This window comes from Photorhabdus sp. RW14-46 (genome assembly GCF_963887965.1).
GTDB lineage: Bacteria > Pseudomonadota > Gammaproteobacteria > Enterobacterales > Enterobacteriaceae > Photorhabdus > Photorhabdus laumondii.
In genome coordinates, this window is sequence record NZ_CAWPHH010000009.1 from 48606 (window position 1) to 66983 (window position 18378).

At 41.3% G+C, this 18378-nt stretch carries 11 protein-coding genes; 3 read left to right on the forward strand and 8 right to left on the reverse strand.

Annotation, left to right across the window (positions count from 1 at the left end; translation table 11 throughout):
• Positions 1–5: 5 nt before the first annotated feature.
• Positions 6–2840, reverse strand: coding sequence for an excinuclease ABC subunit UvrA (uvrA, locus tag AACQ38_RS10045; RefSeq protein ID WP_165578029.1), 2835 nt, complete (start codon positions 2838–2840; stop codon positions 6–8).
• A 358-nt stretch (positions 2841–3198) separates the two neighbouring features.
• Between uvrA and AACQ38_RS10050 the strand changes: the two genes are divergently transcribed.
• Positions 3199–3735, forward strand: coding sequence for a single-stranded DNA-binding protein (locus AACQ38_RS10050; protein ID WP_011148439.1), 537 nt, complete (start codon positions 3199–3201; stop codon positions 3733–3735).
• Positions 3736–4021: 286 nt separating this feature from the next.
• Here AACQ38_RS10050 and herA read toward each other — a convergent pair whose 3' ends face one another.
• Both herA and AACQ38_RS10060 read right to left on the reverse strand, forming a co-directional pair.
• Positions 4022–5737 (reverse strand): anti-phage-associated helicase HerA, encoded by a 1716-nt coding sequence (gene herA, locus AACQ38_RS10055; RefSeq protein ID WP_165578030.1) that lies wholly within the window; start codon positions 5735–5737, stop codon positions 4022–4024.
• A complete protein-coding gene (locus AACQ38_RS10060) occupies positions 5738–6925 on the reverse strand; it encodes a DUF4297 family anti-phage-associated protein (RefSeq protein WP_165578031.1) in 1188 nt (395 codons plus the stop codon).
• Between the two features lie 2221 nt (positions 6926–9146).
• Here AACQ38_RS10060 and AACQ38_RS10065 point away from each other — a divergent pair.
• Positions 9147–9599 carry a hypothetical protein gene (locus AACQ38_RS10065; protein ID WP_339367038.1) on the forward strand — a complete coding sequence of 151 codons (453 nt, stop codon included), beginning with the start codon at positions 9147–9149 and terminating at the stop codon, positions 9597–9599.
• Positions 9600–10215: 616 nt separating this feature from the next.
• Entirely contained in the window at positions 10216–12033 is a 1818-nt protein-coding gene (locus AACQ38_RS10070) for a DUF4209 domain-containing protein (RefSeq protein ID WP_165578032.1), read from the forward strand.
• A gap of 546 nt (positions 12034–12579) precedes the next feature.
• On the opposite strand, the gene crtB is transcribed toward AACQ38_RS10070, so the two are convergent.
• From crtB to AACQ38_RS10095, 5 genes are all read right to left on the reverse strand, one after another.
• The gene (gene crtB / locus AACQ38_RS10075) at positions 12580–13506 is read right to left on the reverse strand and encodes a 15-cis-phytoene synthase CrtB (RefSeq protein ID WP_165578033.1); all 927 of its coding nucleotides are present in this window, start codon (positions 13504–13506) and stop codon (positions 12580–12582) included.
• A complete protein-coding gene (locus AACQ38_RS10080; protein WP_165578034.1) occupies positions 13503–14984 on the reverse strand; it encodes a phytoene desaturase in 1482 nt (493 codons plus the stop codon). Before AACQ38_RS10080 ends, crtB begins: the two co-directional genes overlap by 4 nt.
• A complete protein-coding gene (gene crtY, locus AACQ38_RS10085; RefSeq protein ID WP_165578035.1) occupies positions 14977–16152 on the reverse strand; it encodes a lycopene beta-cyclase CrtY in 1176 nt (391 codons plus the stop codon). Before crtY ends, AACQ38_RS10080 begins: the two co-directional genes overlap by 8 nt.
• A gap of 113 nt (positions 16153–16265) precedes the next feature.
• The gene (gene fni / locus AACQ38_RS10090) at positions 16266–17297 is read right to left on the reverse strand and encodes a type 2 isopentenyl-diphosphate Delta-isomerase (RefSeq protein WP_112872308.1); all 1032 of its coding nucleotides are present in this window, start codon (positions 17295–17297) and stop codon (positions 16266–16268) included.
• Between the two features lie 22 nt (positions 17298–17319).
• Positions 17320–18222, reverse strand: coding sequence for a polyprenyl synthetase family protein (locus tag AACQ38_RS10095; RefSeq protein ID WP_165578036.1), 903 nt, complete (start codon positions 18220–18222; stop codon positions 17320–17322).
• Positions 18223–18378: the final 156 nt, after the last annotated feature.

Consider the following 18378-nt stretch of genomic DNA (forward strand, 5'->3'; position numbering starts at 1 on the left):
ATAAATTATGCTTCTTTCTTCAATATAGGTTTTAAGAAACGTGCGGTATGTGATTTTTCACATTCCGCGACCTCTTCTGGAGTACCAGAAATCAGAATCTCACCGCCGCCGCTACCTCCTTCTGGGCCAAGATCCACGATCCAGTCAGCGGTTTTAATCACATCAAGGTTATGTTCAATAACCACAATGGTATTCCCTTGATCGCGTAACTGATGCAGAACTGTTAATAGCTGTTGAATATCAGCAAAATGCAAACCTGTTGTTGGCTCATCAAGAATATATAACGTCTGCCCAGTTCCGCGTTTGGATAGTTCACGCGCCAGTTTTACTCGCTGCGCTTCACCGCCTGATAACGTGGTTGCTGATTGGCCCAGACGGATGTAAGAAAGTCCAACGTCCATGAGGGTTTGCAGTTTACGGGCTAGAGCAGGAACCGCATCAAAGAATTCACGCGCTTCTTCGATCGTCATATCCAATACTTCATTGATATTTTTGCCCTTATATTTGACTTCCAGTGTTTCACGGTTATAACGCTTACCTTTGCACTGATCACAAGGGACATAAATATCAGGCAAGAAGTGCATTTCTACCTTAATAACGCCATCACCTTGGCAAGCTTCACAGCGTCCACCTTTAACGTTAAAACTGAATCGTCCAGGTGTATAACCACGGGTGCGTGATTCAGGTACGCCTGCGAATAATTCACGGACTGGTGTAAATACGCCGGTATAAGTTGCTGGGTTAGAGCGGGGAGTTCGGCCAATCGGGCTCTGGTCAATATCAATCACTTTATCGAAATGCTCTAGCCCTTGAATATCAATATAAGGTGCAGGGGTGATATTGGTCGCGCCATTTAACTGGCGTTGGGCAATCGGGAACAGAGTATCATTGATTAGCGTCGATTTACCGGAACCAGAAACCCCGGTAATACAAGTAAATAACCCAACTGGCAGATTGAACGTCACATTTTTCAGGTTATTACCTTTCGCTCCGATCAGTTTCAGCACCTTTTTCGGATCTGCCGAGATACGCTTCTCTGGGATGGCAATTTCACGCTCTCCACTCAGGAATTGACCTGTTAGTGAATCTTTGCTCACCATAATATCTTTAACTGAGCCTTCCGCGACGATTTCACCGCCATGTACACCTGCACCGGGGCCGATATCAATGATATGGTCGGCAGCCCGGATGGCATCCTCATCATGCTCAACCACAATCACGGTATTTCCCAGATTGCGCAAGTGGATTAGTGTTTCCAGCAGGCGTTCATTATCCCGCTGATGCAACCCGATAGAAGGTTCATCAAGTACATACATCACTCCCACTAAACCCGCACCAATCTGGCTGGCAAGGCGGATACGTTGAGCTTCGCCGCCGGACAGGGTTTCGGCGGAACGGGAGAGCGTCAGATAATTCAGACCAACATTAACCAAGAATTTCAGGCGGTCGCGGATCTCTTTCAGTACTTTTTCAGCAATTTGCGCACGTTGACCGCTGAGTTTAATGTTTTGGAAAAAATCCATCGCATGGCCGATACTGAAATCTGAGATCTCTGGCAGGGTGGTATTCTCAATAAATACGTAACGGGCTTCTTTACGTAAGCGAGTTCCGTGGCAGGAAATACATGAACGATTACTAATATATTTCGCCAGTTCCTCCCGAACGGCTGTGGATTCCGTCTCTTTATAGCGGCGTTCCATATTATGCAGTACACCTTCGAACGGATGGTTACGCACTGTGGTATCGCCACGGTCATTGGTGTATTTAAATTCGATGGATTGTTTACCGGAGCCGTACAACACCACTTGCTGAATATTGGCGCTGAGGGAATTGAAGGGGGCTTCGATATCGAATTTATAATGCTCTGCTAATGAACGTAACATCTGAAAATAGTAGAAATTACGGCGATCCCAACCACGAATTGCACCGCCGGCAAGGGAGATATCACCATTTTGAATGACTCTATCAGGATCAAAAAATTGCTGAATGCCTAAACCATCACAAGTTGGGCAAGCACCGGCTGGGTTATTAAAAGAGAATAGGCGAGGTTCCAACTCACTCATGCTGTAGCCACATGTAGGACACGCGAAGTTAGCAGAGAAAATCAGCTCTTCGGCGGTATTATCATCTATATTGGCGACAATAGCGGTACCGCCTGAAAGTTCCAGCGCTGTTTCAAAAGATTCAGCGAGACGTTGTGCCAGATCGGCGCGAACTTTAAAGCGATCAATGACCACTTCGATGGTGTGTTTTTTCTGTAATTCTAATTTCGGCGGATCGGATAGATCACAGACTTCACCATCAATGCGTGCGCGGATATAACCTTGTGCTGCCAGATTATCCAATAATTTAGTATGCTCGCCTTTTCGCTCTTTGACGATCGGTGCCAGCAACATCAGACGATGACCTTCTGGCAGTGTTAGCACATTATCTACCATCTGGCTAACAGTCTGTGCGGTTAATGGAATATCGTGATCTGGGCAACGAGGTTCCCCTACACGGGCAAACAACAAACGTAGATAATCATGAATTTCAGTAATAGTCCCCACGGTTGAACGTGGATTATGGGAAGTCGATTTCTGCTCAATAGAAATGGCCGGGGATAATCCTTCAATATGGTCAACATCGGGTTTCTCCATCAGTGACAGAAACTGGCGCGCATAAGCTGAAAGCGATTCCACATAACGGCGCTGACCCTCGGCATAAAGCGTATCAAATGCCAGAGAAGACTTACCTGAGCCGGACAAGCCCGTGATAACGATCAGCTTGTCTCGGGGAATTATCAGATTGATATTTTTGAGATTGTGGGTACGTGCGCCCCGAACTTCGATGTTATCCATGAATCATTTCCCGGATTATTCATACGTGCATATACCCGTTATCTTTCAAGTTGCCTCTTTGTTGGCTGCACTCGCTCACCCCGGTCACATAGTTTGCTATGCTCCCGGGGATTCACTCCCTTGCCGCCGCGATACATCTTGAAATCCATAGGGTATATAATAATAAGTGAGTTATTATTACACAGAGTTGACTGATTAGATATACAGTATTTAAGTGAAATAATGTAATAAGTACAGTATAAAAATACGGTGAGCTTCGCAAAGTTCGTTCTAAAGCGGCTGCGTTTCATTTTTAGTGTCGCATGTTAAACTGTGTTGCTTAATAATTGTAGAAATTCATTTCATCAGGAGTATTTCCATGGCCAGCAGAGGCATAAACAAAGTTATTTTAATCGGTAACCTGGGGCAAGACCCGGAAGTCCGCTATATGCCAAACGGCGGTGCAGTGACTAACATTACTCTGGCGACTTCTGAAAGCTGGCGCGATAAACAGACCGGCGAGATGAAAGAGAAGACTGAATGGCACCGGGTTGTTTTGTTTGGCAAACTGGCGGAAGTCGCGGGTGAATACCTGCGTAAAGGTTCACAGGTTTATATTGAAGGTTCTCTGCAAACCCGTAAATGGCAGGATCAGAACGGTCAAGAGCGTTACACCACGGAAGTAGTGGTAAACATGGGCGGTACCATGCAAATGTTGGGTGGTCGTGCTGGTGGTGGTAGTTTCCAGGATAGCCAACAATCACAAGGCGGAGGTTGGGGACAGCCACAGCAGCCACAACCACAGCAACAATCTCAGCAGTTCAGCGGTGGTGGCGCTCCTTCGCGTCCAGCTCAATCTTCCGCTCCACAAAGCAATGAGCCGCCAATGGATTTTGATGATGATATTCCGTTTTAGGATTTACCTCAGACAATAAATGTAAAAATAAGCATCAAAATAAAACATAACCCAGCATTTTGGCTGGGTTTTTTATTGTCACCCTTGAACTACTCTTAGGGAGATGGTGATTGTCCCTGTGAGGCTCTAGCCTGAAGGAAATCCATGTTGGAATATACCAGCTTACTCACCACAAGCAAGAAGGAAGTCACCATCACGGGCCTCTAGTAGGAGTTCATCACATGTATTTGGGTGTTGCAAATATCACTTTGTCTGGGTGCTAAAAGACGGAGATCTCACATATAATTTAATGTTTACTCCATTGTTCTATAATTTCGTCAAATTGAGTCTCAACCCATTGGTTTTTCCACTCATCAAGATATTTGATATCGATTGATGATGGTGGAGTTGAGCACCTATCTATTTTTACTATCGACGGAATGGAAATAGAGTCACCCATAATCAATGCTTCACCTTCTTTTAAGGAAGGCAGAAGATTAGTGATATCACCTACTGTATCAGGTAATAGACGCTTAACATAATTTTGATCGTCAGGATTGGTTAATCTCATTGATATGAATGTGTTGCACTGAGAAAATATACTTTCTGATATTTCGGACGGCCTTTGACTTGCAAGAAGAAGAGTTACGCCATATTTTCTTCCTTCTTTGGCTATTCTTTCAATAGCTTCTTTTGATGTTCTGTATTTGCTGAGTTCACTTTTAGGAGCATATTTATGAGCTTCTTCATATACTATTAAAATTGGAATATTTTGTTCCTTATTTTGTTTATTTTTATGTTTTTTTGAATAGTATCCAAATTCAAATATTAATCTCGATATTAATGACACACAGATGCTTAATACTTCAAAAGGAACACCACTAACATCGAGAATAGTTATGTTTGACTTTTCCTCTCCGTAACTGAGAAGTGTTTCTAATGTTTTTTTAAATGAAACAGATTTACTTTTCTCACCGAGGATAAAATTTAATCTTTTATCAGACAGTTTACTTTGAATTCTGTCTAAAAAATTCAATAGCTTACCATTTAACGCTCCTGCGGAAGTTCCATCAGCTTTTAAGTCTGGTTTAAAAAGTTTATGGGCGTTTTCATTGTTAAATGTGAATTCGTAATTATTGTCAACCCATATATGCTCGTTTTCTTTATTTTTTCTTTCATTATTTCTGTTATTTATGTAATTCATTACTTCATTAATGTCAAAATAATATGGTGAGTGAAAACTTATAATTTCTTTTGTTTCATTATCACCTTTGAAGTGAATTTTCTTGTTAAGAGTAACAGCTTGTCTAAAGACATTTCTCTGATTATGGTCATTGGCATCAGTATCAAGGAATAGTTCTTCTAACTCATCGCCATTTAGTAACCAATATGGCAAGTTTAGATTGTCAATATTCAATGAATTAGCATTCTTGAATGCATTTTTATACTCGGAATGGATATCAAAAATTATGATGTGTGAGTTATTTAATCCCTTATAATTTGTGTTTTTAACTTCTATTGCTTCTTGAAGTATCTTAGCTACAGTATGCGATTTACCTGAGCCTGTGGAACCAACTATTGCAATGTGTTTATTAAAGAATCTATTACCATTAACAGGCACTGGAATTTCTGAATTCAGTGATAATGTAGAAAATGTGAATTGTTCTTTCTCATTAACACTGTCAGCATAGATAGAAATTATCTCCTGTATTTTTGCTGGCTCGACCTTTTTCGGTGGTAAAGCCAAAGAATCACCTCCACGATAAAATTTACCATCTTTTATAAGCCCAATAGGACTGGCTTCAATCATATACTTTTGTTTTTGGCTTTCTCTGGCTTCAATAGAGAAATTGTCTATGATTGCAAGAAGTGCTACATCATCATTATCAGATACTCTGAGATAGGAGCCAACTCCAAGCTTTTCTTCTGCGACTTTGAATTCCTCCAGGTCGTCAACAGAAATTTTTAGTTTGTTAGGTGATACAGATACAACCTCTGCGTTGATAAGTTGTTCATCTTGCATTTATATAATCTCCATAATGTCTGAGAAATCATTAACCTGTATATTAACCGCACTGTATTTTGTGGGGAGTTCTAATGCTTTTTCAATATAGAACTGATATATCTCAATTCTATTCTTAATTCCATATTCTAATATGGCCTCTAAATCATCATCACAATCTATAAACTGAAATTTCATTTCTCTATTTGCCATATTACTGGTAATTAGACTTTGCTGAAATTCGCTTCCTTTAAAAGGATATCCATCACAAAATACTAAACCTTCGTCAAATAGTTCTGTTTTTACTTTAGTCAAGGTATTTTTATTAATGCCTGTTATTAAAATGAAGGGAGAGAAAGGTTTATTCGTTCTTGTAGAAAGATTTGACCAATTTTTTTGTATTTTGTATATGCAATTTTTTATATCGTTGATGGTATCATATTTTTTTGCTTCTAAAATAAAGAAGCGTGCGTGAGGTGGGGTATTTATATCTCTTTTGAAAAAATTTTGTTTTATTTTTCTTAAATATGCTGTTCTTCCTTCATGTTTATAAATCCAAATGTTAAAAAGAATTTTTGATTTGTTTATGGAGTCAATGAATTCTCTTTTGGTTATCTTTCTATTTTCTTTATTACAAGCAAGAATATTTATTATTTTAAAGGCATTAGAGTAATAATAGTGTTCTGCTTCATATTTTTTACATTGGAAATATGAGGAAAGCTTTTCAAAAATTTCTTTCTTTTGCTCTGAAAAGGATTTTGCATTGATGTTGATTGTTAATCTCAGTAAGAATGATTCAAGTTCAATATCTGTAATATTTAATTCTGTGTGATATTCGTGATATATTTTATTTTCAGTATAAGTAAGAAAATTATTTTTTAATATTTCCACAGTTAAAGGAAGAGTAAGTTTTTCATGCCCTTCTTTGTAATGCCCAAAAAGGTAGTATTCACCGCTATGATTGTGGTTATTTTTGTAGTGGCTTAACATTAAACGAATTGGTTTCGCTATAACAGAGTGATTATAGACAGTGCTTTCATAATATTTGCATTGAATGGCTTTCAGATGACCATCTTGGTAAACATCGATATCCTCAATGGATTCTACTTCAATGTAATCATCTAACTCGTTAAGAGAGATTGCCTCAAGAATTGTTTTGTCGAATTGATAACAATATCCACGGATTGTATCGACTGCATTTCTGTACATATCCTTATCTTATCCTTAACTATGGTTAAAAGTTGCTGTGAAAGGTGATCTGAGTGTCAGGTTTTATGATGTAGAAAATTTCAGCAAAAGGCAATAGCGAAAGTTATGTAGGTTAATGAGAACGGTCTAAAATTTTAAGTACTGTAAGATGATTGAGTGTCATGCTATAACTAATGAAATTAAAATATTGAATGAAGGCTATTGTAGTGGTGAACCGATATTATGGTTAAACTTTTAAAATAAATCTATTACATTTTTTTGTTTATCTGTATTAGAGTTAACTCTAGCCGTTCTAAATGAGCTGAAAAAATATCTTGCAGGTGAGATTTTTACTACATTAATTGGTTATCCTGACTGCATAGTGATAGCGTAGATGTGGAAGTTGACAGAAACATGAGAGCAAAGCCAGATAGATGTATCCCCAAGCTTGGAACGTGAGAGAGTGTAAGTATGAACTACATCTCAAATATTGGACATCAATCCGTACATAGGAGGAATGGTTAATGAGATATTCGTTAGAATTTAAATTGCCTCTGTCTGCCATTATCAGATGGTAGAGAGAAAACTACAGCTAGAAAATTTTGGGTAGGGATATAACCTACCTCCGTCATTGGGTGGCTGCATATGAGGTCTGAGCTAATACATCTGATACCAGCTTACTAGAGAAAGAGCTTTGTAGTATATCCTCTAAAGTTTCTAAATTGAGTGAAGTAATTGTTGAACTTGACAGTGATATAAGAAAACTCGGGAATGAAATAAAATTAAGAGTTGATTCTTTCTTCAATACAGAATTGATAAATAAGATATACAGCAGCATTGATCCATATCCTGAGTATAAAAAAATTGTTTTTACTTGTCTGTCTGATGAGTATCTCTCTTGCGAGAACCTTGTCTTTAAAGGACAACGAAGGCAATCCTGTTATTGCATACTGATAGATGATCCTGTTCAGTCAATTGATGCAATCAATACTTTGGGTTTGATCGATACTCTTTGAATGCTTTCTATTATGTTCAATAAGCAAATTATAGTGACAATTCATGATGAGAATTTTCATGAGTTGCTCAAGAAAAAGATGCCAAGTGATCTATTTTCTTCTAACTTTTTGAGATTAAGCTCTTTTGGAAAAGTAAGTTCCGATGCATAGGTGTAACTTATGCATAGTTTAACTCATAGTCATTTTCTGCTTAGTCCTCTCATCTTATTGAATTAGATGAGAGGAAAACTGCTCAAGTGCGAAAATGTTCGGAAGATGTTGAGTCATTCACTTTACTTCCTTTATTGAACCTAAAAATGGGGTAAGGAATGATTTTAAACTTACATATATCGTAGAGTTAGATGGTAATTAAGAACTGTGCTTTGCTGGTTGATTATTCGTTCCAACTTAGCATTGGAAAGGAAGCAATGTATTCCAAGGTTCGGTAGGAATGAAAAATTAAGACAATCTATATATTATTATCCTTCTTGACCGATGAAATAATTTCGACCAACTCTGTGTTAAGCACAAGAGCTTCATGCGGTTTGACTACTTATTTTGTAAAGATTGTTCCTTAAGATGATAAAAGTTAACGAAAACTTTAACGTTTTTGTTATATTTTTCTTTAATTGATTTTTAAAACAATGTGTTATGGTGGTAGGCCAGTCATTAAGGTCATCATAACCGTTTTGAGTGTAAAGTTTTTACTTTTAAAACAAATGGTTATCTCGGAATGTCGTGATAATCATAGTCCGTTGGAGTACCTATTGCGAGCCTGACTAATCCTTACCCAGTAATGTGTTTGAACCTCAAAAGAGGGAGGGGAGTGCATCAGGTCAGGAAAAGGCTGGTTGCGGGGAAATAATTTACTTTGCGCCAGCCATTGCAAGTCCTATAAGGTTAAGCCTGATTGGTTGAATCATAGTTCATAGTGGGTTTCGGGATATCTTTGACTCACGATAGTTTAGGAGTCTTACCAAAGTTTATGACAATTATAGCTAGAAGGTTGTCATATCCAACAACTTTGGCACCTGCTCGGTGAGAGTGGAAATTGGACGTAAGTGGAACCTAAGTAGGACGCATCTTGACTACAGAGAAATGCGGGATCATCTAAGTTGGTTTAAACTAAACAACCAATATGATGACAGAGTTTCCATAGTACCCAATGTAGCTTTGTAATGGAGTATCAATCGGTTTCAATCTGATCTGAAATCTGAGTATAAGTGACTGAGTATGAAATGGTCGCAATGGCAGAGCGTATTGATACATCAAAAACAATGTTTGGTCCTGTTGGAAAGGTCGAGAAACACCTGCCAGTAACAGCTCAAGAATTTAACACGCTGGAACAAGCTGCTGCTCACATAACCGAATATGGTTTCTGCGTCCACGATTACACAATGAGTGCCTGTGAAAAATATCGGGATTGTATTAATTGTACTGAGCAAATTTGTGTTAAAGGCGATTCTGACAAACTGGATCGTATGAAAGAACGGCTGGAGAGAACTCAAAAACTGCTATTCAATGCTGAAAAGGCGGTTGAAGAAGGAGATATGGGAACTGACAGATGGCTGACATATCATCAGAAAACGGCATCTAGGTTGCGCGAACTTGTAAGCATTTTGGAAAATCCAGAGATCAAAGATGGCGCGCAGGTAAAATTGCGAGGTAATAGACTTCAGTCAATTACGTCGTGTTGCTGAGAAAAAAACTTTAGAAATAATTAGTAAGAATAGTTCTGATAATAAAGAAGAAGCTTCGATACTAGAAGATTTGACGAAAATGCTTGGAGGTGGTTTTGGCTAAACATCTCAGCGATCGTAAATCTTATTCGCGGTTGGGAAGATTCTAAACTTACGTGGTCAGCGATCTGCTCTGAAGCACAACCACTAATTGGAAAGTTACCAACTAGGCAATCACTTAATGCTCATGATGCTATTACGACCGCGTATCAGACAAAAAAGGATGCATTAAAAGGGAAAGCACCGAAAAAGCCTCGTCCTGCTAGTTTAAATGCAGCGGCATCGCGCATCGCAAATTTAGAGGCTGAATTAGCAGAGTTGAAAGAGCAGAATCGTAAATACAAGCAACTGTTTGTTGTTTGGCAATATAATGCCTACAAGTATGGAATGAAGGAATCACAGCTTAATATGGCAATGCCTAAGATAGACCGTGAACGTAGCGATAGAGAAAAACGCTAGTAAAGATATGCAGTGTGGCTAGTCTAGTTATCTGTTAGTAATATTATTTCGATTCACGTGTTCAAATTTTGTGTGCTACTACAATGGATAGATCTGAGTTTTAAACAGTGAGGAAAATATGGAAGATTCATTGCAGTTAACTCGTAAGTTATTTATAGAATGCAACTGGAGTTATGACGTCTCTCCAGAAGACCATTATGGATACTTTTCTATCATGAGCAGTCTACAAAAGTCCGCAAAAGAAATGATGGAGGCAGAGAAGACAGGGCACTCTAAAGTTCTTGAGCTACTAGCACGTGCAGCATCAATGATGCTGACAGCGAGTAGCCTAAATGAGCCATTTACAGCCTACTTTCAATTGGTTAATGTGGGGCGGTCTGCTTTACCTGAGGACTTTTCGGAAGAAGAGCTGGTATTTTTCGAAGACATTTTGAACGATGTTAATGAGCCATACTTAAAGGCAAGGCTAGCTGATCTGTTATGGTTATTAAGAAAACCTAGAAATCCTGATTATGCAAGGGCCGCAATAGATTCGTATATTGCTAACATTATTGATGACGATTCTTGGTATCGAGGTGTAAACGAATGTTGGGAGCGTGCTGCTCGTTTATGCATACAAATCAAAGAATTTAACCGGTTGAATGAAATTAAGGAAAAACTATTCTCAGCTTTTCTTTTTGAATATCCAAGAAACAAGTTTATGTCGCTATCGATTGCAGATTTATTGGATAAGCTAAATATCGATAATGACTTCAAAGAAAATATAGCTTCATCACTCCATAAGAAGGCAAATGATTTAAAGGAAAATGGTGATTTCCATTCTGCTAGATCATATTTTGAGTTAGTGTCAAAAAAATACCGGCAATGCTCTAACGAGAAAGGTCGGCTGGAATCTCTCATTGCAATAGCTGAATGCTTCGAACTAGAGGCTGATTCACGAGCTAGCGACAGTAATGTAGTCGCCAATTCTTTCTATGAAAATGCTATACAAGCATATCGCAGAATCCCTACTAAACATCGAGATACTTATGGTATTGAGGGAAAGATAACAGAAATTCGTACAAAAATGACTATATCGGGTCAAGCTTCACTAGGAGAAATGGATATGGTTAAAATACCAGGTATAGACATCTCTGAAATAATCAAATCATCTATTGAGCATGTTGCAGGAAAACATAGCCCTGAAGAAGCGCTGAAGTATTTCACAGGCTTGTTTTACGGGGCTGAATATAAAAAGCTTGTCGTAAGTGCGAAAAAAACCATTCAAAATAGTTTTTTTAGTAATCGATTTGAATCAAGTTATATGAACAGTGATGGGCGCGTCATTGCAAGAACACCTGCGATGAATCTGCGTGCTGGTGAAGATGATCCAGCAAATAAAGCTGCATTGCATAGACAAATTCATCAGCAATTTTCCATTCAAGTTCAGCTTGTAGTCGAAGGCCAAATAATGCCAGCGTTAAGGCAATTATGTATGGAGCATAGGGTAACAAAGGAGTTAATGGTATCTATTTGTCATTTTTCACCTATCGTTCCAAACGACCGAGTGAACTTATTGGGGGACGCTCTCTGGCTGGGCTTCGAATACGAATTTGGCTCCGCAATTCATTTGCTTTGCCCACAGATCGAACACATTGTACGATCACAATTAAAAGAGGTTGGCGCTCACACAAGCAACATTGATAAAGACGGTATAGAAAATGAAAATGGATTAAGTACGCTGATGGAGTTGCCAGAAGCTGTGCAAGTTTTTGGGGAAAATTTAACCTTCGAAATTAAAAGTATTTTCACAGAATCGCTTGGATATAATCTGCGTAATCAAGTTGCTCACGGGTTATTGAACGATGATGCATCGTCATCAATAGCTACGGTTTACGCATGGTGGATGATTCTTAGGTTAGTCATACGCTCAATTATTCATGGCAACATAAAATGAGAATAGCATAGTTTATCCGTGGCGATTCAGTAAGACTAAAGGTGCGACTGGACTACTTATTCGTGGTTGTGGCTATAAGCGCAGCATGCCCTGGAAAATTTGGTATTTTACAAAGACAAAGTGAATATTAGGAACGGGTATTCAGCATAATCCCATCTCCTTAGCTGATGTGTAAATTTTATTCCATTGGATTGCTATAAACATTACTAGAATCTTTACGAATTAGAAAAATTATTCTTTAATGCATTGAATAACATGAGTTTATTTTTATTTTATTTGTTCTGTGGTAAACAGAACCGTTTTGGAGTTATCTTTTTTATTTATAAAACAAATGGTTATCATATTTCCTTGTGATAATCATAGGCCGTTGGAGTACCTATTGCGAGCCTGACTAATCCTTACCCAGTAATGGGTTTGAACCTCGAAAGAGGAAGGGAAGTGCAGCATGTCAGGAAAAGGCTGGTTGCGGGGAAATAATTTACTTTGCGCCAGCCACTTTTGTTTTACATAAATAGATGTTCTTTTACCACAAAGTGGAGTTAATTTTTAATGAGGTCGCTGCCACAATTTGGGATCGCGAGGCGTTGTTATCGCCACCCGAGATATAAGCGCCTTCATTGCGCCAGCCATTAATAAGCTAACCTTCTCTCCACGATTAGTTCTTTGTCTGCATTCCCAGGCCCGTACTCCTGCTTGTTGCACTTTAATGCCGATTTCACGATAGATACCATGAGCAGAAGCGATGACCCAGGCTGAACGCAAAGGTAAACCAACAAGCCCTGTCAGAGCGGAGGTATAATAAGACTCCGCTTCTACAATCAATCGGGATGCCACCCGAGCTAGCGCAGGACGGTTTTCGGTATAAATAAGTGTGTCTGGCATTAGCCCTTCTTGGTGAAGCCATTCTAGCGGAAGATAGCAACGCCCGGCCTTCGCATCCTCAATAATATCCCGAGCAATGTTAGTTAACTGAAAAGCAATTCCTAGATCGCAGGCCCGATCCAGCACACTCGCCTCGCGAACCCCCATAACCCTTGCCATCATCAGCCCAACCACTCCCGCGACATGGTAGCAATATCTCAGAGTATCATCCAATGTTCTGTAAGGTTCACAGAGTACATCCATTGCGAATCCTTCCAGATGTTCGAAGGCCTGTTGCTGAGGGATTTCATTACTCAGAGCTACTGTCTGAAAGGCTGCAAAAGCAGGTTCGGTCATCGGCAAACCGTCATAAGCCTGCTTTGTCAGGTATTGCAGCATTTGAAGTTTCTCGCGGGCGCTATACTTATCAACACTGCTTATTTGTCTCCCCAGCTCTTGCCCGTCTATTATATCATCACAATAACGGCACCAGGCGTACAGCATCATTGTGCTGTGTCGTGTTGCTGTATCGAAAAGTCGGGTGACACTGGCAAAACTTTTTGAGCCTTGCTCCATTATCTGAGTAACGTGTTTAAGTAGCGCAGGATTCATCTAGCGATATCCTCTAACATCAATGTGGCTGTGGCTTTTGCTGATCCAATCACGCCGGGAATACCTGCTCCAGGATGCGTGCCTGCGCCGACGAGATACAGATTATCAATGCGGTTGTCCCGATTGTGTGGTCGGAACCAAGCGCTTTGTGTCAGCAACGGTTCAAAGGAGAAGGCCGAACCGAGATGGGCATTGAGTTGGTCACGAAAATCAAATGGGGTAAAAATACGATGAACGACTAACTGCTTGAGCAGACCGGGCATATAGTACTTTTCCAGATACGCGAAAATACGGTCACGTAAGCGTGGCCCCTCTATATCCCAGTTTAAATTAGCTGTCCCCAAATGTGGTACAGGGGCCAGAACGTAGTAACTTGCGCATCCTCGGGGAGCAAGGGATGGGTCAGTAACAGAGGGGGCATGGAGATAGAGTGAAAAATCCTCCGCCAGTCGGTCATGATAAAAAATATCTTCGATGAGTTCCTTATAGCGTGGACCAAAGCAAACTGTATGGTGGGCTAATTGCGCATGGTGATGGTTCAGACCGAAATAAAGCACGAACAGTGAGTTGCTCATTCGTTTACGCACCAGTGTTCGAGCGCGGGCTATTCCGACCGGATGCTGACCCAACAGGTGCTTATAGGTATGAATAACATCGGCATTTGAGGCCACAACGTCACATGTCATATTTCGTCCATCAGTTAATTGGACACCTGTGACCCGATTGCCATGGGTGGTGAAACGTTTTACCTTTGCATTAAGCTCAATTTCTCCACCAATGTCAGTAAACAATTTCACCATTGCTTCAACCAGGGCGCTGGTTCCTCCACGCGGAAACCAGACTCCCCATTCTCGTTCCAGTGCGTGGATCAAAGTATAGATAGAAGATACAGCAAAGGGGTTACCTCCTATCAGTAGCGAGTGAAATGAAAATGCCTGGCGCAGGCTCTCATCCTTGATAAAGCGTGCCACCTGACTATAAACACTACGCCATGCGTGTAGACGTATCAACTGTGGAGCCGCACTCAACATGTCGCGAAAAGAGAGGAAGGGCACCGTTCCAAGTTTCAGGTAGCCTTCATTAAAGGCTTCCCGGGAATAGTCCAGAAAGCGTCGATACCCGTTAACATCTCTTGGATTGAACGTATGGATTTGTGCTTCCAGATGTTGCTGATCATTGTCGTAATCAAACATCTTACCCGACTCCCAACAGAGCCGATAAAAAGGGCGTACGGGAAGTAAATCGACGTAATCAGCCATACGTTTACCAGCCTGGGTAAACAATTCTTCAATGACATTGGGAGCGGTGATTACGGTGGGGCCGGCATCAAAGGTGAACCCCTGTTCCTTATAAACATAAGCGCGTCCACCTGGTTTATCCCGTTGCTCCAAAATACATGTCGGAATCCCCGCAGACTGGAGCCTTATTGCCAGTGCCAGCCCACCAAAACCAGCACCAATTACCAGCGCTTTAATCATAATAAAAACCCTGAAGCTTCTTGTGTTGTTTAAACATTGCCTTTAGAGCACCCTTTATCGGCACTGGTGGTTTACCTATGAGAATCCGGGCCTTGTCGACGGAATTAAGTTGCTCCGCATAAAAACGTGCAATCAGATTTGGGGAAAGTTGATAGAAACGTTGCATTACCTGCCAACGTTGTTGTGGATCCCCAGCGAGGAAGAGCATGCGATTTAGAAGACGGAAAAAGCGCTGGTGTTGCCACTGTTGTCGTGCGTAATCCCTGAGGGTAATGAATAAGGAGGTATCGGTAAGCTCCGGCAGAGCAACAATACGATCTGCCAACCGAATGGCGTGTGGCAGAGAGTAGCCTGTTGTGGGGTGAAACAAAGCTGCACGTAACCCACAGGTGGGCTGTCCTGCTAGCTGTGCCCAGAAAGAGGTAAAATCTCCCGTAAGTGTAATTGGAAGACAACCGCTCTCTTCTCGAATGAGTTTACCCAGTTTCCATCCATGTTTCTTCGCGTACTCTGCGATAGTAGCCTGCGACAAAGCCTTATCAGGTGGCCCCCGATCAACGTAATGAGTGTCCTCTATCAGCAGACGAGTTGAGGAGAACGGCAGGACATAGATAAATCGATAACCTGTATCCTGTCCCACACTAGTATCCATTAAAATCGGGTGGGTTAAAGAGTGCGACTCTTCCAGCTCCCATTCCTGACCAAAAAATGCCTGGGTGCCACTCCCTATAAATGGTCCTGGTTGCCAGCCTCTCCCATCAATGACTGCGCCGGCACTTAGAGACGAGCCGTCCTGTAAGTAAACTTTCTGTGGAGTCAGCTCCTGTACCAATAAACGAGTCTGTATACGTTCGCCCAAATATGCATGGAGTATGCTTGCAAAGTGTTGGGATGTGATACTGAAATATGAATGTGGCAATGTGCGTTGAAATGCTGGAAAAATGACGTCGTAACCTGACCAGCGATAGGTAATCAGCGGTGCTATCCACTCATGTTCCGCCTCAGTAAGATCATGTTGATGAAATGACCACGTGTGATTGCCTCCTATTGTTTCTGTGTTTTCAATAAGCAACACTCGCAGATGTGGTTTACACTGCTGGAAACGCATTGCGATCAGTCCGTTGGCCAATCCTCCTCCCACCAGAATCAGATCCCAGTCGTACATCATTTTGTTGATCCTCCGACAATCACACAGTTATTAACCTCATCAAGAGTCATATACATCACGGAAATTCGTGTTTGTTGAAAGAGATTAAAGATATTCAGTCATAGCGGAAAGACTCATGTTGGTAGCAAAACAGCTGTACGCAGCGCAGCAATATCGGCGCTCCCTGTGCAAAAGCAGGCGACTTTTATCTGCTCAATAATTAATTGGAAATGTTCTATAACTGCATCTGTGGAGAGGGCTGCACTATGTATGACGGCAGCGGCTTGGCCGACCAATTGTGCCCCCATGCAATAAGCTTTGGCGGCATCAACACCATTTCTGATACCGCCAGAGGCGATCAGTGGCATATTTGGAAGTGCCTCGCGTATTTCACGCAGTGCTGTCGCGGTCGGAATTCCCCAGTCAGCAAATGCCATGGCCAATGCGCGATGATACGGTGTGGATGCGCGTTCTGCTTCAATCGCTGCCCAACTGGTTCCCCCAGCCCCGGCTATATCCAGCATACTGACGCCCGCTTCTGCCAATTGGCGTGCGACAGGAAGCGATAAGCCTGAACCTACTTCTTTAACAATTATAGGAACCCCAAGTTTTGTTACGAGTTGTTCAATAGCATATAGAATATGGCACCAGTTACGATCTCCTCCCTGTTGCAGCGCCTCCTGTAGCGGATTCAGATGGATAATTAGAGCATCGGCTTCAATCATCTGTACTGCTCGCAGAGCATAATTAAACCCGCGCTCGCCACGAATTTGGGCTGCCCCGAGATTAGCGAAAAGGAGAATATCAGGAGCTATCTGGCGTAGTGAGCGACTAAGCCCATCGTTTGCTTCATTTTCAAGAGCAACACGTTGCGACCCGACTCCCATTGAAATGCCCAGTACTTGAGCTGCCTCTGCAAGATGATGATTAATCGCATGAGCACGATGAACCCCTCCAGTCATAGAGCTTATGAGCAGTGGTGCCTGCAAAATTTTTCCAAAGAGGGAACACTTAAGATCTATACTGTCTAGATCCAATTCTGGCAGAGCACAATGCTGAAATCGCCACTCAGCAAACCCCGTACTTACTTGGGACTCCGTTTGAGGAGGACGGAATATAATATCCAGATGCTCATTCTTACGCTGAGTGTGATCGATCTTTTTCATTTTTTTCGGGCCAAGGTTGAAATTAATTAAACATCGCAATATTTTTATCAAACCAGTGTCGTATAAAATATCGTGAAGCTAAATTTCTGCGATACACTATTGCCAAATATTTATCAATGTATCTGATGTGCCTGCGTAATTGTTTATGCACTTTAGATTTTCCGAGCAGCGTAACCATTGTTAACTTTTCCTTATCCTGATACATATCTTTCCCTGTATTATTCAGGTCATCGCTCAAGTCATCCAGTAATTGAAACGCTTGCCCCAGATGTTGTGATACATGACGCAATGCCTGGCGAATTATATCAGGTGCATTCACAGCAATTGCCGCTAACTGAAATGTTGTGTCGAACAGCAAACCCGTTTTTAAATCGTTGGTGGTAGCAATGGCATGATAATTACCAGCACATAATGTATTGTTCAGATCGCGAAACTGCCCTTGGACAAGACCGTTTAAACCCACTGCATGGGAAAGTATGGCGACAGCAGCAGATTTATCGTATTCAGAAAGGTTTGTTTCTACAATGAGGCCAAAAGCCCGGCTCAGCAAGGCTACAGCCGCTAGGATCGCTACACTTTCACCATACTGCCGATGAATAGCCGGGCGTCCGCGTCGATACTCCGCATTATCCATACAGGGAAGATCGTCTAAAATTAATGAGGCGGCATGCACTATTTCAATTGCAGATGCCAGCTGTAGAAAGTCAGTCTTCCAGGGATTTTCTCCAAGATCCAGGACTATGAGTAGCAATAAGAGGGGGCGGATACGTTTTCCAGACACCAATGTACTTTCTCGCATGGCTGCGCAGACTTTATCATCTGGGGCTCCTGAAGGAAGTACCAGTTCTAGGTGTTGTTGTAGTGCACTCTGTAGCTCCAGTAATGTCTCTTCGTAATTCATAGCTCGTGCAGTACTGACGTTCATAAATATTTCCCGAATCACGTAAATAATTTCACTAAGCCATTTGAAAAACAATGATAAGCTTATATTACAATAGGCTTCAGGCTTATATACCCGTTATACCCGTCATCTTTCAAGTTGCCTCTTTGTTGGCTGCACTCGCTCACCCCGGTCACATCG

Excerpts from the sequence above, each read along its gene's own strand:
- uvrA (WP_165578029.1), bottom strand. The coding sequence starts at position 2,840 with ATGGATAACATCGAAGTTCGGGGCGCACGTACCCACAATCTCAAAAAT.
- AACQ38_RS10050 (WP_011148439.1), top strand. The coding sequence starts at position 3,199 with ATGGCCAGCAGAGGCATAAACAAAGTTATTTTAATCGGTAACCTGGGG.
- herA (WP_165578030.1), bottom strand. The coding sequence starts at position 5,737 with ATGCAAGATGAACAACTTATCAACGCAGAGGTTGTATCTGTATCACCT.
- AACQ38_RS10060 (WP_165578031.1), bottom strand. The coding sequence starts at position 6,925 with ATGTACAGAAATGCAGTCGATACAATCCGTGGATATTGTTATCAATTC.
- AACQ38_RS10065 (WP_339367038.1), top strand. The coding sequence starts at position 9,147 with ATGGCAGAGCGTATTGATACATCAAAAACAATGTTTGGTCCTGTTGGA.
- AACQ38_RS10070 (WP_165578032.1), top strand. The coding sequence starts at position 10,216 with ATGGAAGATTCATTGCAGTTAACTCGTAAGTTATTTATAGAATGCAAC.
- crtB (WP_165578033.1), bottom strand. The coding sequence starts at position 13,506 with ATGAATCCTGCGCTACTTAAACACGTTACTCAGATAATGGAGCAAGGC.
- AACQ38_RS10080 (WP_165578034.1), bottom strand. The coding sequence starts at position 14,984 with ATGATTAAAGCGCTGGTAATTGGTGCTGGTTTTGGTGGGCTGGCACTG.
- crtY (WP_165578035.1), bottom strand. The coding sequence starts at position 16,152 with ATGATGTACGACTGGGATCTGATTCTGGTGGGAGGAGGATTGGCCAAC.
- fni (WP_112872308.1), bottom strand. The coding sequence starts at position 17,297 with ATGAAAAAGATCGATCACACTCAGCGTAAGAATGAGCATCTGGATATT.
- AACQ38_RS10095 (WP_165578036.1), bottom strand. The coding sequence starts at position 18,222 with ATGAACGTCAGTACTGCACGAGCTATGAATTACGAAGAGACATTACTG.